Consider the following 22061-nt stretch of genomic DNA (forward strand, 5'->3'; position numbering starts at 1 on the left):
TCAGCAGTTCTCAATCGATCTCGTCAATCTACTCTCTCGCTAATCTGGAAGGGCCATGGAAGACAAGCGCATGAGCGAACAAAACCCCTACGTGAAACTGGAAGTTCCAGAGGATGCTTCCTTTGAAGAAATTCAAAGCGCTCGCGATCGCCTCGTCGAGCGCCATCCCAACGACGAACGGGCGCGCCAAGAGATCGAAGCAGCCTACGATGCCATTTTGATGGATCGGCTGCGCAAGCGCCAAGAAGGGAAAATTACGGTGCCGGAAGGCATCCGATTTGCGGAAAAGTTAGCCGAAAAGTCTTCTAAGACGGCGACTCTTGCCAAGGTCCCGGAGTCGCCCGCTTGGCTCCAGCAAACCCTCGATCGGCCCAGCGTGACGGAAGTTTTAGTCTCGGCTGGCTTTTTCACGACCTTAGGCACCATTGCGGTGTTGAATCCGGGTTCTAACCCCAACAAGCCTGAAGACTCTTTAGCCTTTTTGGTCGCGCTCGGCGTTGGCTTTACGATGTACTGGCTCAATCGCAAAGAGCAGCGGCTGGGTCGCGCCTTTTTGCTGACGATCGGCACGCTGATTTTTGGGGGATTGCTGACCGTCTTTCTCCTGCAATTTGTGCCGCCTGTTGGTCTCCCCTCCACGACCCTGGTGACTTTGGCGATTTTGTTCTTGTTTTGGTTGGTCAGTTCTTTTCTGCGCTAGCGCGGCCCGCGCTGCTAGTGCGAGGCAGAACCTTGCAAATGCATGGCTTGCCTCAAGCCTTGCAAGCTATACCAGTTGAGAAAAATCCGGGCAACTTGGTAGGCGATACCGGGCTGGCCCCGCCGGATTAACCATTCCATGAGCGGGCGCAGGGAACGTTCGTTGAGTCGTCCGCCCAGGGATAAGCCGCCCCACAGCAGCCAGTGCAGTGCCGTCATTTGCAGCATGATTCTGACATCCCAGGTGGGATGCTTTTGGTAGAACACCGCACCCATTTTGCCGCGCTGAAGTTCGCGATCGATGAGGGCGGGAAGTTGCTCGAGACCGAACGCCGGGTGCCAGTGGTAGCCGACAGCTTCGGGAACTTTGACAAGCTTCAGCCCCAGTTGTTTGAGCCGAACGCCCAGTTCCAGGTCTTCCCAGCCGTAGAGCGAAAACTGCGGGTCGAAGAGTCCGGCTTGAATCAGCCAATGTTTCGGGATCGTTACATTTCCAGTGGCAAAGTAGGCCGCTGAAAAATCTGTCAGTTTGTAGGATTCAGCGGTCGGGCAGTCGAAATTACTGGTGTTAATGACCGCACCGTAGGTAAAAAGGCGATCGTGTCCCAGCACTTTCTGCGCCTGAATTAAGGCGTCCGCATGGGATTGCAGGAAGGTTTCGGTTACCACCAAATCGCTATCGATAAAGACAATGGTGTCTCCGGCAGCCTGCTCGACGCCCAGATTGCGGGCAGCGGCGGGGCCTAAATGGTTTTGCAAGAGCAGCCTGACGTGGGGAAACGCAGCAGCCTGATGCCGGAGCCAGGGAATCGTGTCATCCGTGGAGCCATCGTCCACCACAACCACTTCATAGTCGCCGCGATAGGTCTGCCGTTCCAGCGCCCGCAAGCACTTTTCTAAGATCGGCTTGCGATTGTAAGTGGGAATCACAATGCTGCAAAACACGGGTTGACTCTCTATTCCTGCAAACTTTCCCAGTATAGAGACTCTGACGGCGATCGCGTAGCGCTTTGCGATCTGCGGAATTTATATTGTTTCTGCGGCAATCCGATAAACTGACAAAGGGGGAGCGCGTTACGGGCTTTACCCCGGTCGTTACGTAAAAGGATCTGCTGCATGGCTTCCCTCCGGGAGTTGCACCAACAATTGGTCAGTAAAGCGCGCTCGGCCACAGAGATTGCCCAAGAAGCGCTAGAGCGCATCCACCAATTAGAACCCAAGCTCCATAGCTTTCTGGCCATTACAGCAGATCGGGCCTTAGACCAAGCCCGGCAGGTCGATGCCCAGCTTGTAGCGGGAGAATCGATTGGACTCTTGGCAGGCATCCCGGTTGGTATCAAAGACAATCTTTGTACTAAAGGCATTCCGACCACCTGCGGGTCTTACATCCTCAAAAATTTCGTGCCCCCCTACGAGTCCACCGTGACTCAAAAGCTGGCAGCGGCAGGGGCGGTAATGGTGGGTAAAACCAATCTAGATGAGTTTGCCATGGGCAGCTCTACGGAAAATTCGGCCTATCAAGTGACGGCCAATCCGTGGGATACGTCGCGGGTGCCCGGTGGGTCTTCTGGCGGCTCGGCAGCGGCAGTGGCAGCCGATGAATGCGTCGTCGCCTTGGGTTCCGATACGGGTGGTTCGATTCGCCAGCCCGCTTCGTTTTGCGGGGTAGTGGGACTGAAGCCGACCTACGGACTCGTTTCGCGGTTTGGGTTGGTGGCCTATGCCTCTTCCCTCGACCAAATTGGGCCGTTTGGACGCACGGTGGAAGATGCGGCGATATTGTTGGGGGCGATCGCCGGACACGACCCGAAGGACTCCACGAGCTTGAATGTAAAAATTCCAGACTACACACAATTTCTCATCCCCGATCTCAGGGGCAAACGCATTGGAGTCATTGCGGAAACCTTTGGGGAAGGGCTAGATAGCGTTGTCGCGGAGGCCGTCCAGAAGGCCATCCAGCAGCTAAAAGACCTGGGCGCTGAGGTTGTGGAGATTTCCTGTCCGCGCTTCCGCTACGGGTTGCCTACATACTACGTGATCGCGCCCTCAGAGGCTTCGGCAAACCTCGCCCGCTACGACGGCGTCAAGTACGGCTTCCGCTCGGAAGAGGCCGAGAATTTGCTTTCGATGTATACCCAAACCCGCGCCCAAGGATTTGGTGCGGAGGTGAAGCGACGGATCATGATCGGTACCTACGCGCTCTCGGCGGGGTATTACGATGCGTACTACCTCAAGGCTCAAAAAGTCCGCACCTTAATCAAGCAGGATTTTGAAAAAGCGTTTGAATCGGTAGATGTGCTGGTGTGCCCTACCGCTCCCACTACGGCCTTTAAGGCGGGGGAGAAAACCTCGGATCCGATTAGCATGTACCTGTCAGACTTGATGACGATTCCGGTCAATTTGGCCGGTCTGCCGGGATTGAGCTTGCCCTGCGGGTTTGACGATCGAGGGTTGCCGATCGGCCTCCAAATTATTGGCAATGTGTTGCGCGAAGATTTGGTGCTGCAAGCGGCCTATGCCTACGAGCAATCGACGCCGTGGCACGAGCAAAGCCCGAAGGTGAGCTGAGCGCCTGGGAATCGCCGAGGTTAAGTGGGGCTTCATGCCAGCCAGAAGTCGCGAAAATTGCGACTGGGGTATTTTGCCGCGATCGCCAAGTCAAGAAGCGCGCGTTGACCTGCGTTGCAGTTATCGATCGAACGGCGTTATTCGGGGCTACTTCACCTGAGCGCGGAATCTTATAAATCCATAGGATTCTGCTGGAGAACCCGATGCCGTAGCGTTGGGAATCTCGCCTAAATTGACGACAATTGCGCCATTGTCTTCCGCTAAAGCGGGTTGCGTACAAGCACTGGGCAGGGTAGATCCGGGGGCATAGTATTGGGCAGCATCCCCATCGGCAACGTTGGTATAGGCGTAGGCGGTACCGCCTTGGGAGACAACAATGCCGCGATCGCCCGGTGGAGAAGCGGGTGCCGTATTGGGAGCGGCAGTCAGGCTATTGAAAGCATCGGGGACAAAGGTTTGGTGCGCGGGAATGCGATCGCAAATCGTCGCATTTTTGGCTGGCCCTGTCCCTGCGGATAAGTAATAAATGGTATAATCCACTCGATCTTCAGGGCGAACCTGACCGCCATTGGTAGCGCCCAAGAGATAGTTGGCAGGCCACTTGGCATTATTGTCCTCATCGGCGTTTGTCCCGTAATTGACAAACGTATTGAGTGCCGTATTGTCATTGGGATTTTGGGAATTGCCTTGAATGGCGGTAATGCGTTTGACCAAAAGCAGATTGGGCGTACTACTAATGGTGCCTGTAGTCGTGACAACGCTGGTTGTATTGTTAGAGGTGTCGGAATCTGGCGTCGCGCTATAGACCGTCGCAAAATTTGTAAAACTAGATCCCGCTTGAGATGTGACTGTTACGGTCAACGTTAAAGGACTGGAACTATTGCCGGGACTGAGTGCTGCATTGTAAGTACAGGTAATGTCCGAACTCGTTGAAGACGCGGGGCAAGTCCAGTCCGTCCCCGTCCCGGAAACATAGGTAAGACCAACGGGAAGCTGATCGACGAGCGTGATGGGTAAGCTTGGCGAAATTGGGCTGGCGGCACTATTTTTGACCGTTAATTGGTAGGTGGCAGTCTGCCCGACAATAAAGTCTCCCGCAGCAATCTTGGTGACAGAAAGATCGGCGCTGCTCGTAATGGTTGTAGGGTCAGTATCCGTAGCGGCAGCGGTAGCGCTTGTGCCAATGAATGCGCTGGCCGCGTTTGTGACTCCGCCTGTGGGTGGCGAACCCGTGGGCGTACTGGCACCCACATTTACGGTGATGTCAACAGCAGTTTTTGCCCCTGGCGCTAAATCGTTATTGGTCGTACAGGTCACTGAAGTCGTCCCCGTACAGGTCCAGCCATCGCCAATGAAGGATGTCAAACTCAGTTGGGACGGTAAAGCATCTTCGATGCGGATCGCATCCACAATCGTAGTGTTACCTGTATTAGCGACCTCTAAGGTGTAGGTTCCTTGCCCGTTGAGGGAGAAATTCCCCGCATGGCTTTTATTCAACGCTAGAGCTGCGATCGCTGTAGTCGCAGTGTTCGAGATCGTACTGCTGTTATTCCCTGAGTTCGGATCGGTGAGGGAACTTGAAACTGTTGCTGTATTTTCGATGGAACTTGGAGCGCTCGCGCTCGCGGCGACCGTGAGGTCAATGGTGGCAGTGCCTCCCAACGCTAAACCATCATTTTTCGTGCAAGTTACTGGCGAGCCATTGCAAGAAAAGCCTCCGCCAGAACCGGACACAAAGCTGAGTCCAGCGGGCAATGCATCGGTTACGGTAACCGCCCCAGTTACATTTGCAGGGCCATAATTTGTGACTTTGAGTTGATAGGTCGCGTTTTGGCCTTTCACAAGACTCCCTATCAGCGTTTTCTCAATGCCTAGGTCGGCACTTTGAGCTACACTGCTCGAAACCGTCGAGGTATTGTTGGCTAATTTAGCGGTGCTTTCGTTCGGAACCGTATCGACTGTGGCGGTATTGCTGATATTGGCTGCAGTTTGACTGCCGACCAAAACGGTTAGGGTTAGGGGAGGGGCTGCCGAGCCAGCGGCAATATCGCTAAAGTTGCGACAAAGAACATCTTGCCCCGTTGCGCTACAGCTCCATCCGGTGCCAGTTCCTGAGACAAAGGTCAGACCTGTTGGCAACGTGTCTCGGATCGCGATGGGGGCAACCGCAACCGTCGTGCCAATATTGCTTGCAGCAATACTATAAGTACCTGTTGCGCCTAAAGTCAGCGTGCCAGCAGTCTTGACGATCCTTAAGTCTGGATCCGGCGCGGCGATCGTATTTGTGACGCTGCCGGTATTGTTGCCAGACACGCTATCGCCGAAATAGGCCACAGTGGCACTGTTGGTAATGGAACCCGTTGCCGTGGGCGTGACGGTAATATCTATAGCGCTGGTTGCCTGAGAGGCCAGTGCGGTCGTGCTGACGCAGGTCACGACTCGGGTGCTTGAGTTGTAGCCACAGGTCCATCCCGAGCTACCCGTAGCAGAATTAGCCGAGACAAAGGTAAGCCCGGCAGGCAAGGTATCGGTCACGGTAATGCTTCCAGCAGTCGAGCGGGCAGCAGTGCCGGAAGTTTCATTTTTGACGGTTAACCGATAAATGCCATTAACCCCCACTACAAAACTACCAACATTGGTTTTAGCCAAGCTCAAATCTACGGGAATAACGGAGTTAACCGTATAGCTATTATCGACTGGCGCTTTATCTGCTCCAGAAGCAGATGAGGGGTTTGCAAAAGCGGTATTCGAGAGAAATCCATTAAAGCTGGAGTTAAGCGTCCCCACGATCGTAAATCGAACTTTCCCTCCCCCTTTACGCAAGCCAATCGTATTCAAGCTAATATTATTCCCCGAACCGCTGGCTCGGTATTTTGGCGTGCCGCTCGTATTGTTGGGATTGCAGGCATTAACGTCGTTCCCGCTTCCCCAGTATTTCTCAGGGCTTGGATTGCCGGTGTTGCCCCCTGGCACGTCATTTTTATCGAGATAATCGCAAGTCCATGACGAGACGGTAATGGCTGCTGGGACTGTGTCTGAAAAATAAATAGCTGAGTCATCGCCGTTCCCGCTAGAGTTGTTAATGACATCTACAGTATATTCAATGGCATTGCCGCTGCTCATTGATGCGGTACAGGTATCAATGGATGTAGCAGTGGTACAAGCAGGACTCGGTGCGGCGGATCCGACCTTCGACAGTTTCTTTATTACAGTCAGATCGATATTCCCTGGTGCAATAACAGGCGTCGTATCGCTGGCCGAATTGTTATTGGTGGTTGCTTCGCCGGGAGTTGACACGCTGACCGTATTCGTAAAGGGGGATCCGGTGGTACTCGCGGGAGCCTTAACTGTCAAGAGAATAGAACTGCTCTGACCGGGAGCGATCGGGCCGGGGTTAGTACAAGTAACCGTTGAGCCGGAGTTACTACAGCTCCAACCCGTACTGCCAGAAGCAGAGGTAGCCGAAATATAGGTGAATTCAGCAGGCAATGTATCGGTTACGGTAATTGCACCCGACGTACTCTGAATGCCGCTCGCATTACTATTGGTAACCGTGATGTTATAAGTACCATTGCTATTGGTGGCAAATGCTGCCCCATTATCGGTTTTGGCAATGGTTAAATCTGGGGCGGGCAGGGTGGCGGTGTTTGTCTTGGTGGCAGTATTATCAGCGGTATTCGTATCTAGGCTGCCGCTACTGACGGTGGCCGTATTGGTGACGGATGCGGCGACAGTCGAGAGGACATCTACAACCAGGGTGACTGTTGATGTACTGCCAGTATTCAAGCCGTTAGGGTTCGTGCAGGTCACATTTTGACCATTGGCACTACAGCTCCAATTTGTCCCGCTGGCCGAGCGGAAGCCTAAGCCTGCGGGGAGGGTATCGGTAATTGTGAGCGGGCCAGCAGCGTTAAATCCGCTCGAATTGCTGGCAGTTAACTGATAGGTTGCCGTGCCCCCTGCCAGAAAGGTGGCATTGCTAGGAACGGAGTCTTTGCTGAAGGAAATATTGGGGCCAATGATAAGGGTAGCGGGATCGCTATCCGTGTTGTTGGTCGGAGTGGGGTCGGTGGTCGAGCTAGAAACCGCTGCTGTATTGACGGTGTTGGTTGCGGCACTAGCGCTGACGTTGACCTTGAGTTTGAGGGTGGATGTTGCAGCATTGGCGAGGTCGTTGGGGTTGGTACAACTGACCGTCTGCCCCGTAGCGCTGCACGTCCAATTGGCGCTGGTACCGCTATCTAAGCCCGCGTAGCTGAACCCTGCGGGTAAGGTGTCCGTAACCGTAATGGGCGCTTTGGCAGCATCGGGGCCATTATTTGTGACAAATAGGGTGTAAATATTATCGCCTGCCGAAAAATTGCCGACGTGGCTTTTGTCGATGCTTAAGTCCGCTTTGCGATCGATGACGCTAATGGTAATCCCGCCGAGACCGCTACCGTAGTCAGAGTTGTAGTGGTAGCTGCCGCCAGAAAAATCCAGAATGAGATGATTGACTTGTAAGGTACTGCTGCTGGCACCAGTACCTGTGGATAAGATTTTGATCTTATAGGTTGTGGTAACGGTATCGCCAACTTTCCCACCCGTATATTGGTCGCCAACGGGACCGTCGCAGTTGCTAGAACTCTCGTGATATCCCGGTGTTGTATAATCAGCAATCCAGCCGCAGGCATCAGCGTAAATGCTGCTATTGGTGACTCCTGGGGTAGAATATTGGGTTGAAATATCAGTGAATTGAAAAACTGCATTCGGAAAATTCGAACTGACGGTTAATTGAGGATAGGCAGTTGCCGTTTTAGTCACTAGGGTGAAGGTATATTCTTCGCCAACATAGACGGAGGAAGGGCCAGAAAAACTTATAACTTCATTACGGCCTTGGGATAGAACTTTTTCGACGTATAGCTGTCGATTGGTAGGCGTTCTGACGCTCGCTGCATTGGAGGATGTCGCTGCAATGTAATACCGCTGTACGGTATTGTAGGCAGATGCGGTTCGCTGCACGACAACATTGTAGTAGGCATCAAAACAGTTGCTAGGGGTATGACTCAGTTGGTGATGGTCTGAGGGCTGCGTCCCTGGCGTCAAGCGGGGAATGACCAATGTATCGGTACGCGCTTCTCCCAAAGCGGTAACGGTAATGTAAGGGTTGGTTGCGCCTTCTTTAACAAATTTTACGACTGTATTGATGGCATCGCTAGCGCCGATATTGCAGACCCGCGCCCCAGTTAGATAACTATTTGGGCCGACGTTGGGATTATTGCTGTCTAACCCGATAAAATCCCAAGTGAGCGGCTCGATGTAAAGACTTGCCGTTTGGGCTTGGGCCGGATTCGTCCACCACGGGTTAATGCCGGAAAATTGCACCGTAAAGATAACGGCTAGTAAAGCTGTAGAAATAAACCGCAGGGTTCGGCGACGCGGCAGTTTAACGGGCGGAACCCTCCCAGGGCGGCGAGATCGGATGCGGCTGGAAATTTTGCGGGAGAAGGGTTTGGTGGCGATCGCCAGGAGCAATCGTACCAAAAACACAATACCCTTTGCCATGCCTTCAAAAATCCGAAATCGCTGTCGCTTCATATCGCGCGGGAGTGAGGTAAGAAGATAAAGTGAATAGATAGAAAAATAGAACTTAAATTTATCCAGATATAGACAGCATTCCCCGCTGCTCGCGTAAAGTATCACCTATACCTTAAGGATTGCGGCTTAAGGTCGTTCGATGGGGTCTAGGGATCGGGTTCCAATCGGAAATTTCTATGCCATCCCCAACGTCAATACTGCTACAGGGGACGCGATCTAATTCCTGCATCATGAGGGACTCTCCTGGGGCTCGGCTGTTGGTGTGGCTGTCGCTTTATCGACCTTAGGCGCTGGCTTTTTCAGGAATTTAAATCCAGAAAAGAGCTGGTCGAGCTTGACCGTGACCCCCAGGTAGGGACCGCTATTGGAACGGGCATTATCGAAACCAGCGTTACTGACGCTGCCCCAGGCGTAGCCCGCTGCCAACCGCAGATCTGGCGTGACGTAGTACCCCACTTCAGCCGTCGCGCCAAATTCTGTATCTCCTGTCGTCAGACCTTTGATGACCCGCCCTTCCGCCACCACATCCCAGCGATAGTCGAACCGATAGGTCGCCCGCAATTGGCCGAGCAATAACGCATTGGTGCTGACTAAATCGCTGGCGAGATAGGAGGTGCTTTGGCGGTAGCCCACTTTGCCGTACAGTTCCCACTGCCAGTTCGGCGCGTAAATGCCCTCTGCGGACAGCGTATGGTCAGTAGAGCCCGTTCCCCTGCCCAGCAAGATGGTCTCGGGTGTCGTGGCTGGATTCTGACGAAATTGGTAAGCAAATAGGCCATTAAAGCGATCGTTTTTGGGATTGCGATAGGCCAACCCCACCTTGAGGTCGATCGTGTCGCCCAGCATCCCGAGCAGTTGATTGGCCGCTCCGCCCTGCTGGTAGCGGACGAGTCCTGAAAGAGAGGGCGTGATTTTACCGAACAAATCCCCCCTCAAGACGCTATTGGTGCCGCTGGAGGAAGTGCGGTACTGGTATTGCAAGCTCGCCTTGAGATCGGGGTTGCTGGTGTAGTTTAACCCCACCGAAAAGTTGTGCCCGCTCTCTAGTCCTAGAGCGGACGCGCCGCTTCCCACGGCGTAGGGTTGGGAAAATTGGTTGCCAGCGGCGGTTCTCTTGGAAAATTGACCCATGACGTACTCGTAGGCCAAGTCCATGGAGAGGCCAGGGGTGACGATCCAGCGATGGCTGATGCCCGCAGTTCCCTGTCCGGTCATACCGCTAGGGTCGCCGAGGAGCGAAAATTGGCCCGTCAGTTTGGTATTTTTGGTGAGGTCGTACTTGACCTTTGTATCTAAGGTAGTGAGGGCGCGATCGCCGTACTGCCCGCCCCTCAAAAAGTGCTGGTTGAGGCTCATGGAGACATGGGAGTTAATATCCCAGGTCAACCCCAGCAAACTGCGATTGGTGTAGATGGGGTCGCTGCCGCTGAGGTCGAACTGGGTCAAGGCATGGATGCGAAGGTTATCGCGCAGGGCGTAGGCAATCTTTGCTTCCAGTCGATCGGATACGGTTTTGACATCTACGGCGGGAGCGCGATCGACGCGATCGCGGTGAATGTAGCTCAGTCCCAGGGTCGCCTTGCCGATCTGATGCTCGACCCCGGCCAAAATGGTGGTCAGGCTGTTATCTTGTTTTTCACCGGGCGTCGGGTTGCTACCGGGGTTGAGCAGCCGATCGAGGGTATTGAGCGCTAGGGGTGCAATGCCGATATTATCTTCGCGATCGTAGAAAAACCGCAGCCGAGTTTTGGGAGACAGGTTGCCGATTCCTTCCACGCCATAGCGGGTTTGTCCCGCCACGAAGCTTGTGGTGGCCTGATTGGCAAAGCCGGTGTCCGCGCGGCTGAAGAAGGCGCGCACGTTAACTTTATCCTTCAGCAGTCGTCCGGTTGCCTCGAGGCGATAGGCCGAACCGCTCACGCTTGAGGCTAGATTTTCGGCGCGGTTACTGGAATGGGCGTATTCCGCAATGATGCGGCCCTGGGTTCCGAGGGAAATTTGCGCGTCTGCACCGTAAAGTTCGAAGTTCCTCGCACCTTGATTTTCCTGCCAGTAGGTACCGCCCAACCAGCTTTCTTTGCCGGGAACGCGCGAAAAATGGTAGCGGGCGCGACCTCCGTAAATGCTGGTATTTCCGCTCGAGGAATCGTATTGATAGGTTGCCACAATTTTGCGGACCAGTACGTTCCCGTTTGCATCGGTCTCGGTGCGTAGAATCGGTTCTCGAAATAAAATCGAGCCGCGATCGTAGTCGATGGTATAGTCAACTCCTCGCTGTTGGGGCCTGACCTCCACCACCGTTCCGGGGCGATTCAGTTCCTCAAGCTCCAGGAAAATAACTTCGCTTCCGTCTAGGATGGGACGGCGGGAGAGAAAATAGAAACCGCTGGTTCCGTCCGGTGCGATGCTGTCGCGCTGAAAACCCTGGGCTGTATTGGAATACAGCGCGCTCAGTTGGAGATTGCCGAGGTTGTAGTTCGCCTTAAACCCGTGCAGCCCCCGTCCGATGGCCGTGAATTTCTGGGCGGTGGTGGCGAATTCTGCGGTATTGTAGTCGCCCCACATAAACGAGTCATTGCTGGCATATTGCACGGGAGAAGTGCGCTCGACCTTCAGGAATAAACTGTCCTGCGAGGGGGTCGTACGCGTCGAAGTGGATTCGTCTCCGAAGATGGAGTATTGCTGCTCGGAGGGTTTGACGGTCCGAAAAAGTCCGCTCGTGCCGTCGGCTCCTTCGTTGAGGGGGCGATCGCTGTTAAACGCCCCCGTAATCAGCCAGTCACCCACCGAAGCGGTGCCAAAGGCCGCCCCCTTGGCTGTAAACACGGTCTTTTCTCCGCCTTGGAGCGGTAAAAAATCCTGGTAGCGATCGTAGAAATTAGTGCCGCGCCCGCCTAAGCGCAAATCGACAACCCCGGTCATCAGCGGGGCGGGCCGCATCATTGTCGAAAGCTGAAATTGATAAAATGCTTCCAAATTGTTCGTCGCAGCGCGAATCCGCACGAATTGAGACGTAATGGCAGCCTGGAGTTGGGCTGAAAAGGTGCCATTCTGCGCTTCCACCTGAAAACCGGGGATGTCCGGTTGGGCATCGACGCCCAGAAACTCCCCCGCACTGGCCTCTAGCGTGACCATTGCATTCCAGTTAGAACGGTTGCCGCGACGATCTAAAATTTCGCCCTCCACGTTGGCAACGCTGCGGCCATCAGCAGGCAGGCGGGTCTCTTGGGTTTTGACGGTTAGCGATGCGGGCGAACCGCTCAGTTCTATCACCGTCGTTGCCAGAATTTGCGCTTCGCCCGCGCGACGAAGGGTTAGGGTATTTTCCCCTTCGCTCAAGGTAATGCCGTACCAAGTTTCCGTGACTCGGCCTGTCGTGCTATTGGTCTCAGTGCGACCGATCGCGTCTCGATCCACGGGGCTGCCGTTCAGCCAAAGCTCGACGGTGCTGTTGAGGGGATATTGCAGGGTGACCGCCGTGGCGGGACGATCCATGACCGTGCCCTGTATCGGCGAGAGAATGGCATAGGCGGCGGCGGTTGCTGGCGTGACTGTAGCGGGAGGGGGGACCGTCGCAGGTTGAGGGGCGGGCGGAGCGGCAGCAGGAGCAGCAGAATCGGGCTGGGGAACTGCTGGGAGCGGCGCCACCTGAAGCGCGGTTGGCGGTGAAACGGTCTGGGCGATCGCCCCATCGACCTCAGCCGCCCAAACAGGCCGCACTGCCGTACCTAGCATCAACGTCACCGTACCGCCCAACCACCATACCCCTCGGGCAATCGCGACGCGAGAGCGGGATTTCATGGCTTATCTCCCGCCGCTGGCATGACCCCAAAGTTCATTCTGACCATGCCCCCTGGAGCCAATCGCACCAGTCTGGAGGCACTATTGCGCTCGATAAAGTGACGATTGGGGGCGAGTCGGTAGTCTGGAATGCTGAGGGGGTCGAGCACCCCGGTATGGGAACCGGGCAGCGCGCACTTCACCGAAAAGAGACCGTTTTTATCGGTGGTGATGCGATTGCCGTCTTCTAAAAATACGACCGCATTGGGAATTCCCGGTTCGCCATCTTGCTGCTCTCCGTCGAAGTTGCGATCTTCAAACACGCGACCGAGGATAATGCCGCAGTTGGACACCAGTCCCGCACTGATGCGAACCGTATGAATGGCAGGGCCGTCTCTGACTTCAACATCGTTGTCGGTGCGCTGGCCGCGGACGTTTGCAGTATTTTTGCCGTTCCCCCGCAGGGCATCGGGAGTCAATTGAGTAGCATAGGCAATCGTGATGCTTTCTCCCTTCGGCAGAGCGAGATTGCCCAACCGAAAGCGAAGGGTTTGACCCTGCTGTTCGAGCGCGATCGGGACGGGTGCGCCCTTAAATTCCGCACGCACCGAATCTTTGAGCGACCGAAACCCGGCGGGCAGGACATCGGTAATGGCAATTTCATCCAGGTCGCCATCGGACGCATTCTTGACCGAAAGCCGATAGATCACCGTGTCTCCGGGCTGGGCCGCGCTGCGATCGCCCGATTTAGCAATCTGAATTTGATTTTGCTGGCAAAGACCGTTCCTGAGCTGAAACGCCAGCAGTTGCAGGCCGATGGCATCCGCGTCGGAAATGAGCACGACCGTCTGCTCGATCGTCATTTCCCCTTCAACGCCAATGGGCAACCCATCCATGGATGTGGCGCGGTATGCCACCACATCTCGTCCGGCATCGGGACGGATATCGATGATTTCTAGCTTGATCTGCCGCTCCTCGTAGAGCGACGAATTGCTCGGCGGTGCGACCACCAGAATGTAAACCTTCCCTACCGCAAGCTGGCCCCGCGTGCGATCGAGCAGGAAGCTGTAGCGGCCTTCATCGGCATTGCTGAGGGCGAAGGGATTTTGATTGGTGCTGTTGGGTGCAATTCCCTTAGGAATGCTGTTGCCGGGGATATCTGGCAGTTCGGTGCGCGTCAGGCTCAAGCGTTGGCCTAGGCTGAGGCTCGATGCCGGACTGGGTTCGTAGAGGGCAACCGTAAACCCTTCGTAGTTATCTAAAGGTTTGCCGCCGCAACCCAAGATCTGACCTCTAGGATCGGTCAAGGCGGACGTGTCTGAGGTGAAGAGAATCGAGTTGGTCGTACCCTTGACAGTTTCTCCGCTCTGGGGGTCCGTGAAGGAGTACTGGGCCTGGTTGACAATTTCCCTGACAGAAGTGCTATTTTGTGGAGAGGAAGCAGCATCCGCGATGGACTGGGCCAACACCGGGGCGATCGAGAGCGAACTACCCGCCCAAGCCAATCCCAAGAGGCTTGTCCTGATTGAGAACAAGGCTCGCGATGCTGGCTCGCAGTGCTTATACCATCGGTAAAAACGTTTCACAAGGGTATCAGTCCGCTCGAGAATTGCAGGTAAACTAGGGCTGGCAAGAGAAATCTTTCAAAAAAGCGCGAGGAACCTCTAGACCGCAGCAAGAACTAAGACACTTGCTGCGTCTGTGAGGGTTGAGGAGTTTGAAGTACCTCTCAATGCGGTAAGGAATTCAGATGGCAGCATGCGATGCTGTGCTACCATCTGAATTAAATGGCTGCTACTTCACGGCAACTTCATAGCTGTTGCGGAAGGCAGTGGCTGGCGCTAAAGCTTCTGTGTAGGACCAGCGCACGTTGGTATAGACTGATGCCGGAGCGGGGCGGAGCGCTTGGGTGCCATTTGCAAGCTTGACCGCGATTGTGGGCTGGGCAGAGAAAGTCTTACCGCCGTCAATACTAAACGTGAGAGCTGCTCCGTTGTTACGGGCCGATCCTGAGATATAGGTTGCTTGAGGGGGAATGGGCTGAGTGATGGACAGGTTGCGAGCTGCCTTTTGACCGGAATTTTGGGCGCTCACGCTGTAGCGCAGGATATCGCCAGGTTTTACGACAGGCTTATCGCCCAATTCTTTCCAGCTTGTTGTCGAGGTCCCATCCGCCTGCTTGGCAACGACTTTTTTGGCAACCGATAGCTTCATTTCAACCTTGGGCTTAAGCATCGGCAAGTTTTGCGCGATCTGCTGCGCGCCGTTCTGCAAGTTTCGAGCAATACTGGGGTTCGTGCCAATGAAAGGTGCTACTGCGATCGCAGCTAGACTAACCCCAATGGTCGCTAAACGTATGGTTGTCATGGAATCCTCGCTAGTCAGTAAAGATGAGTTGATGGCCTAAGGTTTGGTGGGGTTGGATAGGGGATATCCTCGTGAATACCCCCTACCCGCAAGCGCTTACTTGATCGCGCGCTTAAAGATCAGATTTCCGGTGTAGCCAGTCGCCGTCAGAGAAGACGATACCGGACCTGCTGGAGCTGCATCTAGCGTCCCTAGCGTGTAGGTTTGAATATCGTTTTCGCCGGAGGTGTTGGTTGCAAATACAGCGGAAAGGGCACCCGTTGTAGTCGTGGTTGCAGAGCCGGGGGCACCGGAGCTGGCCTTGGGATCGACCGTGGTATTGAACCAGGTGTTCGATCCGGCAAGGCCGTCCTCTGTAATGAGAACGCTCTTTGCTGTCAGAATGGAATTATCGGTACCCACCACAGCTTCAGAGATGTTGATGTAGGAAACGCGGTACTGAATTGTATTGCCAGACTTGACGTACTGCTGGTCGGCAGTAGAAATCGTTGTGAAGTAATCGGTCAGTGCATTGCCGTTGCTGTCGAGGATTTGGGCTTCCTTCAGGAGCTTTAAGAACCCGACATAGACGCGATCGATCGTGATATTGCCCGTGTCGCCCGTATTGTAAGTTCCACTGCCGTCGTTGTCGGTGAAGGCAACGATGGGCACGCCATAGCCTCGGAGAACGGAATCCGCCGTGGAGAGTAGCGTTCCATCCGGTAGATCGACCTTCGTGACGATCGGGAGATTGGTATCTGCCAAGATCGTTGGAATTTCGATGGGTGTCCCGGAAGTTAAGTCAAAGCTATAAACGCTAGTGGTTGCGTTCAACTTGTACTCGTAGGTTGCCGTGTTGCCCCCTACCGTAATTGTGACCAGGGTACCAACGGGCAGATCGGTAGCTGTAGCTGGGGCCAGAGGGCGCACCAGTACGTTGGTCAAGGAAGAGACGCTGGTATTTTTGATGGTGTTGTTGAAGGTCACTTCGAGCGGGTTGTTCGCGTCTGCGCCCGTTCCATACTTGGTTGCCAGGTTGGTGAAATCGTCGTTGTTGCTGCTGGGGCCGATCGCCGCAGGTTTGCCATTGGGTCCGACTAAAATGCTAGCCGCTGTGGTCACACCGCCAATGGTTACCACATTGACTTCCCCATCATCTCCAGACCCTTGGTTGTTGGCTGGGTTGCCGCTAGGATCTGTATCTGTACCTTGAGTGGTCTTGTTGGGGACACCTTCGCTGATGTCGGAATTGAGGGCGTTAAACGTTGCTGGCGTTACGTTAGAGTTTGTGCCAGCAGTGGATCCGTTGTAGTTATTCGGATTTTGGTCGCCCGATTCGTCATAAACCAGGTTCTGGGTTGTGCCAGAGATGGTTTGACCGAAGACCTGGGCGATGTTGAGTACTTCACCGCCCGCAGAAGGCACGTTGGTTCTGACTGTAAACTTAAAGGTAGAAACCGTCGTTCCCTTGGCGATCGGTCCGTTGCCTGGATCGGTTGCCACGCTGGCAGCATTTGCGTTGTAAATAAAACCGACGCGCTTCACAGCCTGGAATTCGGCTGGAGTAGTCGGAGCGGTCGTACTCCAGTCCACTTCTAGAGCGCTGTTGTTGGACGCCGTTGGGTCGTCATTGCTGTACACCACCGTCCAGTTTGCTGGGGCAGTGGGCGCAGCGGTTAGAGTGGTATTGGCTGGAATGACGTCCGATACTAAAATCTGATTGTCGCGGACGACCGTATCAACCGTGAGCTGCGTACCTTGGAGGTCGGCTGCCGTATACTGCGAGTCTGGCGAAGCGCCTTCAACCCTCAAGCTGAGGCTATAGGGAAGATCTACGTTGGGAGCGCTCCCTGTTACAGGCGCGCCGACCCCAGCTGTTTTCAGGATTGTGGCAAAGGCTTTTGGCGTGGACTGTAAGTACGTTTCGTTAAAGGCGCTGGCCTCTTGACGGTGGTTAGTTGTATCCCCATTGGCCGGATTGCCATTTTGCTCGTCCGTAATGCCATCGATATCGGCGTTGTCTTGGGTGTAGATATCGTAATTTCCAGTAATGGCTGGTGTGTTGGTGCTGACGCTGTAAGCTTGGTTTTGGGTCGTTGCCGAGTTGTCGTTCGCACCCGTATCCCCAAGGAGGACCCGAATGGGCGCACCGGACGTATCGGCAGTCACGTCTATAGCAACGCGGACGATCAGAGACTGACCGGGTGCAAAGGAGCCATCCGCAGCCGAACCCAAGAGCGTCTTTGTATCGCCACCGCTAGCAGGAACATCGATAGGGGTGGTAAATGGTGGAGCGCCTTTGGATGAAATAATCTGGATTTGCCCGGATTGGGTACCGCCTAGAATCTGCGCGGGTTTACCTGGGATGAAGAATTGAGTGGGGTCGTTACCGTCGTTGGTAATTTCAAAGTCGAAAAATAGCTTATCCCCAGTCTTGATGGGCGCACTGCCGCCCGTATTGTTGGTAATGCCTTTGGCTTTAACAGTAATCCCGGCAATTTCTGCCACAGTTAAGGTGACAACGTTAGATTTGCTGGTTAAGGCTTGACCGCCATCGTCGGTGTAGCTTGCAGTTGCTTCGTTGGTAATGCTAGTGCCAGCTTTGGGGCTGGTGGCAAAGGCCGGTTGGAGGGTAGGGTACAAAATCCCGCTGCTGACCAGCGCTGCGATTACAAGCGGGCGATACCCCGCTTTAGCGCGATCGTTTCGTTTCTTCTTGAAATTAGACATGAATGTGGAAGTTCCCCCGTAGAACGATGAGAGTTGGGTGCGATAGGTCGGTTTGGCAGCAGAATCCATGCCACCGTCTGACTGCGGGAGTTGGTGAAGGAAACCATTTGGCGATTGGTATCCAACCCTTAAAACTCCAACAATGGTTCGCTATGAGCCACGTAACCAGAGATAGTATGCACGTATGGCCAGACAGATCGGACAGCTATTAAAATTTTTATTTAGTCAAGAATCTGCCTTGGCCCTACCTCACCTAACGTAATGAACTCGGGGCCAATTTGTAATCAGTGATACCGCTGAACTCGTAGAAGTGCCTCGCCCGAACTCAAAGCCCGAGCAGCCTGAGATCGGCTCTGTCGGACCATCCAAAGTTCTCATTTAGGAAAAGAATACAAGTATATTTACTGAGAAAATTGAGGGATTGGCGAGCCATCAGTCCCAAGCGTTCTGAAGGTGTAGCCATTCTTCAGATCGATGGACGGGCATTACGATCGAAACCGCAGCCCCAGTTTTTCTTTGTATCCCGCATACATGCGAGTGCAAGACCCATTAAGTTGGGACATCAGTCATAACCCAGGATCACAAACTGTCACATCTTTAACGGCAATCTTCAAAATCTTTGGTCTATCTTATGAATAGAGCAATGCTATCGGCATACCCGCAAGCGTAATCCAAGCATTTAGAAATCCCAGTCTCGGTCCGCGGTTTGCATTCGCTTTACATCTCGTGAATATCTCCGAACACTCTTCACCTGCGGTGGCACGCAATCTATGAAACAAGGTTCTTTTCCATCTCAAATCCTCCGCGCGTTCTTCTTCGGCGGCGTTCTTGCAACCGCTACAGCCTTAATTCCTACGCGACCTGCCGATAGCCGCACGGACGGTATAGCCTTTAAGGATAGCCCTAAGGTGGTTCTGGACGAAGCATGGCAGCTCGTAAATCAGTATTACGTCGACAACACTTTTAATCGCAATGATTGGCAGGCCATTCGCAAAGATCTCCTGAGCCCGTCCTACAGCTCCAAGGATCAGGCTTACAGCGCGCTTCGCTCCGCGCTTAAAAAGCTTCAGGATCCCTATACCCGCTTTATGGATCCCGAGCAGTTTACGGCACTCACCACCCAAACGTCTGGAGAATTGTCTGGGGTTGGCATTCGCTTAGAGCTGAATAAAGTCACCAAAATTTTGACCGTCGTGGAACCGATGGCAGGTTCTCCAGCACTCAAGGCGGGCATCAAAGCAGGCGACCAAATCCTTGCCATTGATGGCAAGTCTACTCGCACTATGAATGTAGAAGCAGCCTCTGCGCTGATTCGCGGGAAGGTGGGCACCACGGTCAAGTTGCGCATTAATCGCGGGGGCACTCAAAATTTTGACGTCGCGATCGGTCGTCAACTGATCGAGCTATCGACCGTGACCTACTCGGTCAAAAAAGAAGCAAACGCCAACATTGGCTACATTCGCTTGGGCGAATTCAGCTCCCATGCAGCCAGCCAAATTCAGAAGGCCATCCGCGAACTGGACAAGCAGCAGGTTAATGCCTACATTCTCGACCTGCGGGGCAATCCGGGCGGTCTGCTCAATGCCAGCATCGATATCGCGCGCATGTGGCTCAATAAGGGTACGATCGTGCGAACCGTCGATCGCGTGGGTCAAGATGATTCCATCCTAGCCAATCAAACGGCCATGACTCAGTTGCCGCTAGTGGTCTTAGTCGATGGCAATTCCGCCAGCTCCAGCGAGATTCTAACGGGCGCGCTGAAGGACAACGGGCGCGCTACGGTCGTGGGGACCAAAACCTTTGGTAAAGCGTTGGTGCAGTCCGTCCATCAGCTTTCCGATGGCTCGGGTATGGCGGTGACGATCGCCCATTACTATACGCCCAATGGAACTGACATCAGCCACAAGGGCATTATTCCCGACATTCAAGCGGATTTGACAGCCGAGCAGGTCGCGCAACTGAATGCCAAGCCCGATCTGCTGGCCACCAAGGCGGACCCGCAGTACATGCAGGCTGTGCGCAGCGCCACTAAATTAATTCGGGCCTATCGCCCGGACGTTCGCCCCAATGTGACGGTCACTGGGGTAGAGGTCGTGCCACCTGCCCGAGCTGCTAGATAATAAGGTGATTTCCAGGAAAAAGCTTACCGCTGGCTTCGACTCCGCTCAGCCAGCTAGAGACTCCCCTTCGGCTTCGCTCCCTTCGGCAAGCTCCCTTCGACAGGCTCAGGGCATCGCAGGACACGGCAGGGCAACGCGCTCAGCCAGCTAGAGACTGGGGTGTAGCAAGCGGGTTAAATGGGCTAATTCTGGCAAAATCAGCTCCTTCATGCCCAGCTCGACGGCGTGAACCGAACCGGGCAGCGAAAAGACCAGCATTTGCCGATAAACCCCCGCTGTTGCCCGCGAGGCGATCGCCCGCGAGCCAATTTTTGGGTAGCTAAGGGCGCGAAAAATTTCGCCGAAGCCTTGAAGTTCCTTTTCCAGCAAACCGACAATGGCGTCGTAGGTGGTATCTCGCGGCGCAATGCCAGTTCCGCCCGTCAGCAGGACGGCCTGCACCGTCCCGAGCGCTGCCAGTTGCTCTAGTGTTTTCCGCACTGCGGCTGGCTCGTCGGGCAAAATCCGGTAGTCCGCGACGGTATGGCCTGCCGCTTCAAGCTGCGATCGCATTAAGTTACCGCTTTTATCCTCTTCAAAAGGCTCCGCGCGCGCGATGCGCTGCCAGCGAGAATCACTTGCGGTGATGATGGCGCAGGAAACAGAGACGGGTTTTGAATCGGCATGGGGGGTATGGGCCACGAGCACCCCTATTTTTTTAAAAACTGCTCATTCAGCGTCCGACTTATTTTGGACCAGCCCGTGGCTTTGCGCGTAGCGATCCATGAACCGAATAAAGCGTTCCCATTCGGCGGTACTCTTCATGGTGTAGGCCACCTCGATCGCCTTTGCGATGCCGTTGACAAACTTTGCATTGACATCCCGGCTGATGAGTTCTCCCTCCTCGTCTACCATGTACATCCCCAAAATTTCGAGGTTCCCTTCTAGAATTTTAGGATTGTCGAAATAAAAATAAGCGCGACCGTTGGTGCCGTCCTTCGCGCGCGTCAGCCGTACGTCGGGGATGACTGTTTCGTTTTCGCCTCGGACAAATTGAATCTCTGCCATGATGCTCCGTCCAGCTACTGTGTCACCTTAACCTAATCATCCTCACACGAAGCGGGACGCCGCACAAATGCCCCTTCGAGGCAGACCTCATTTCTAGTAGGGTAGAAAGGACTTCCCATCCACGTTTCCCATGCGGCAGCTTTATTTTCTGTTACCCGGCACCGATAAAAAATTTGCCTGCGGCGGGCTGTGGGCGGAGCTAAAAACCTTGGCCTTGGCCCGCGAAATTTGCCCCGCGCAAGTTGTCACCTACCGCCAGCGGGAGCCGCAAACGCCGTTTTTAGACGATCTGCTCCAGGAGCCGCATGCCCTCGGCGATGCCATTTTTGTGATGAGCTGGGGATTTGACGTGGCAAAGCTGGCTCCGCGCCTCAAGTCTTTTAATGCGGTGTACCACGCTCACAGTTCCGGCTACGGGTTCCGGTTGCCCGCGCGGGTACCGATTATTACCGTGAGCCGCAATACTTTGGGCTACTGGGGCCAACACGCGCCCCACTCGCTGCTGTACTATCTGCCCAATGAAATTTCCGAGCCGTTTAAAGACTGCCATCAGCCCCGCGATATCGACGTGCTGGTCCACGCCCGCAAATCATCTCAGTATCTGTTGCACGAGCTGATTCCGGCTCTAGAAGCGCAGTGCAATGTCTTCGTCATTCGCGGTTTTATCGACGATTTTGCCGCCTTATTCAACCGCGCCAAGGTTTACCTGTACGATTCCGCCGAGTACTGGGCGCTTCAGGGGGTGAGCGAAGGGTTCGGACTCCAGCCTTTGGAGGCGATCGCCTGTGGGTGCCAGGTGTTTTCGAGTGTCAACGGCGGGCTATCGGACTATCTGGATCCGGGGTTTAACTGTCACAAAATTGCGGGGTATTCTGCCAGCTACGATCTCGAGCGCATTCTGAGCTGCGTCCGCACCGATCCGCCAACCGTCGATCTGGCCTTTCTCGAGGAGTACCGTCGGGACAATATCTTGCTGCGTCTAGAAACCATTTTGAAGGACGTCAATGCTTTTTTTGACGCGCGCGACGGCCTTCAGGGCAGCATCGCGCCGCTGACGCCCCTGCGGATTTGGCAGATGCGATCGCAAACGTTGCTCCAGAAGGTGCAAACCAAACTACTGAGACGGAAGAAGAGCTGAATCTGCATTAATCTCGGCTCTGACCGTTTTCGATGCGGTCGAGTAAGTCGGGCTAA

13 protein-coding genes are annotated in these 22061 nt (G+C 54.5%); 4 read left to right on the forward strand and 9 right to left on the reverse strand.

Features of this window, described 5'->3' with window-relative positions; genetic code table 11:
* Positions 1–70: 70 nt before the first annotated feature.
* On the forward strand, positions 71–700 hold the full coding sequence (locus tag R6H26_RS23865; RefSeq protein WP_404786125.1) for a CPP1-like family protein: 630 nt from the start codon (positions 71–73) through the stop codon (positions 698–700).
* A gap of 14 nt (positions 701–714) precedes the next feature.
* On the opposite strand, the gene R6H26_RS23870 is transcribed toward R6H26_RS23865, so the two are convergent.
* Entirely contained in the window at positions 715–1644 is a 930-nt protein-coding gene (locus tag R6H26_RS23870; protein WP_404786126.1) for a glycosyltransferase family 2 protein, read from the reverse strand.
* A gap of 11 nt (positions 1645–1655) precedes the next feature.
* On the reverse strand, positions 1656–1817 hold the full coding sequence (locus R6H26_RS23875; protein WP_404786127.1) for a hypothetical protein: 162 nt from the start codon (positions 1815–1817) through the stop codon (positions 1656–1658).
* Between R6H26_RS23875 and gatA the strand changes: the two genes are divergently transcribed.
* A complete protein-coding gene (gene gatA / locus R6H26_RS23880; RefSeq protein WP_404786128.1) occupies positions 1816–3267 on the forward strand; it encodes an Asp-tRNA(Asn)/Glu-tRNA(Gln) amidotransferase subunit GatA in 1452 nt (483 codons plus the stop codon). The two genes, R6H26_RS23875 and gatA, sit on opposite strands and share 2 nt — an antisense overlap.
* A 147-nt stretch (positions 3268–3414) precedes the next feature.
* On the opposite strand, the gene R6H26_RS23885 is transcribed toward gatA, so the two are convergent.
* The 5 genes from R6H26_RS23885 to R6H26_RS23905 all read right to left on the reverse strand — a co-directional run bounded on the left by R6H26_RS23885 (position 3415) and on the right by R6H26_RS23905 (position 17769).
* Positions 3415–8844 (reverse strand): beta strand repeat-containing protein, encoded by a 5430-nt coding sequence (locus R6H26_RS23885; RefSeq protein WP_404786129.1) that lies wholly within the window; start codon positions 8842–8844, stop codon positions 3415–3417.
* A gap of 228 nt (positions 8845–9072) precedes the next feature.
* On the reverse strand, positions 9073–12645 hold the full coding sequence (locus tag R6H26_RS23890) for a TonB-dependent receptor (RefSeq protein WP_404786130.1): 3573 nt from the start codon (positions 12643–12645) through the stop codon (positions 9073–9075).
* The gene (locus R6H26_RS23895) at positions 12642–14135 is read right to left on the reverse strand and encodes a hypothetical protein (RefSeq protein ID WP_404786131.1); all 1494 of its coding nucleotides are present in this window, start codon (positions 14133–14135) and stop codon (positions 12642–12644) included. Before R6H26_RS23895 ends, R6H26_RS23890 begins: the two co-directional genes overlap by 4 nt.
* Before the next feature lie 283 nt (positions 14136–14418).
* Entirely contained in the window at positions 14419–14991 is a 573-nt protein-coding gene (locus R6H26_RS23900; RefSeq protein WP_404786132.1) for a hypothetical protein, read from the reverse strand.
* Positions 14992–15087: 96 nt separating this feature from the next.
* The gene (locus R6H26_RS23905) at positions 15088–17769 is read right to left on the reverse strand and encodes a beta strand repeat-containing protein (RefSeq protein WP_404786133.1); all 2682 of its coding nucleotides are present in this window, start codon (positions 17767–17769) and stop codon (positions 15088–15090) included.
* A gap of 701 nt (positions 17770–18470) precedes the next feature.
* Between R6H26_RS23905 and ctpB the strand changes: the two genes are divergently transcribed.
* The gene (ctpB, locus tag R6H26_RS23910; protein WP_404786135.1) at positions 18471–19820 is read left to right on the forward strand and encodes a carboxyl-terminal processing protease CtpB; all 1350 of its coding nucleotides are present in this window, start codon (positions 18471–18473) and stop codon (positions 19818–19820) included.
* A 147-nt stretch (positions 19821–19967) separates the two neighbouring features.
* On the opposite strand, the gene R6H26_RS23915 is transcribed toward ctpB, so the two are convergent.
* Both R6H26_RS23915 and psb28 read right to left on the reverse strand, forming a co-directional pair.
* Positions 19968–20501 (reverse strand): molybdenum cofactor biosynthesis protein B, encoded by a 534-nt coding sequence (locus tag R6H26_RS23915; protein WP_404786137.1) that lies wholly within the window; start codon positions 20499–20501, stop codon positions 19968–19970.
* A gap of 27 nt (positions 20502–20528) precedes the next feature.
* On the reverse strand, positions 20529–20867 hold the full coding sequence (gene psb28 / locus R6H26_RS23920; RefSeq protein ID WP_404786138.1) for a photosystem II reaction center protein Psb28: 339 nt from the start codon (positions 20865–20867) through the stop codon (positions 20529–20531).
* Between the two features lie 130 nt (positions 20868–20997).
* On the opposite strand from psb28, the gene R6H26_RS23925 reads away from it, so the two are divergent.
* Entirely contained in the window at positions 20998–22005 is a 1008-nt protein-coding gene (locus R6H26_RS23925; RefSeq protein WP_404786139.1) for a glycosyltransferase, read from the forward strand.
* The last annotated feature ends 56 nt before the right edge of the window (positions 22006–22061 follow it).

Origin of the sequence: Altericista sp. CCNU0014 (assembly GCF_044923475.1) — a bacterium.
Classification (GTDB): domain Bacteria; phylum Cyanobacteriota; class Cyanobacteriia; order Thermosynechococcales; family Thermosynechococcaceae; genus JAAURS01.

Coding starts and splice junctions, on each gene's coding strand:
- R6H26_RS23865 (WP_404786125.1), top strand. CDS start 71: ATGAGCGAACAAAACCCCTACGTGAAACTGGAAGTTCCAGAGGATGCT.
- gatA (WP_404786128.1), top strand. CDS start 1,816: ATGGCTTCCCTCCGGGAGTTGCACCAACAATTGGTCAGTAAAGCGCGC.
- R6H26_RS23875 (WP_404786127.1), bottom strand. CDS start 1,817: ATGCAGCAGATCCTTTTACGTAACGACCGGGGTAAAGCCCGTAACGCG.
- R6H26_RS23885 (WP_404786129.1), bottom strand. CDS start 8,844: ATGAAGCGACAGCGATTTCGGATTTTTGAAGGCATGGCAAAGGGTATT.
- R6H26_RS23890 (WP_404786130.1), bottom strand. CDS start 12,645: ATGAAATCCCGCTCTCGCGTCGCGATTGCCCGAGGGGTATGGTGGTTG.
- R6H26_RS23900 (WP_404786132.1), bottom strand. CDS start 14,991: ATGACAACCATACGTTTAGCGACCATTGGGGTTAGTCTAGCTGCGATC.
- R6H26_RS23905 (WP_404786133.1), bottom strand. CDS start 17,769: ATGGATTCTGCTGCCAAACCGACCTATCGCACCCAACTCTCATCGTTC.
- ctpB (WP_404786135.1), top strand. CDS start 18,471: ATGAAACAAGGTTCTTTTCCATCTCAAATCCTCCGCGCGTTCTTCTTC.
- psb28 (WP_404786138.1), bottom strand. CDS start 20,867: ATGGCAGAGATTCAATTTGTCCGAGGCGAAAACGAAACAGTCATCCCC.
- R6H26_RS23925 (WP_404786139.1), top strand. CDS start 20,998: ATGCGGCAGCTTTATTTTCTGTTACCCGGCACCGATAAAAAATTTGCC.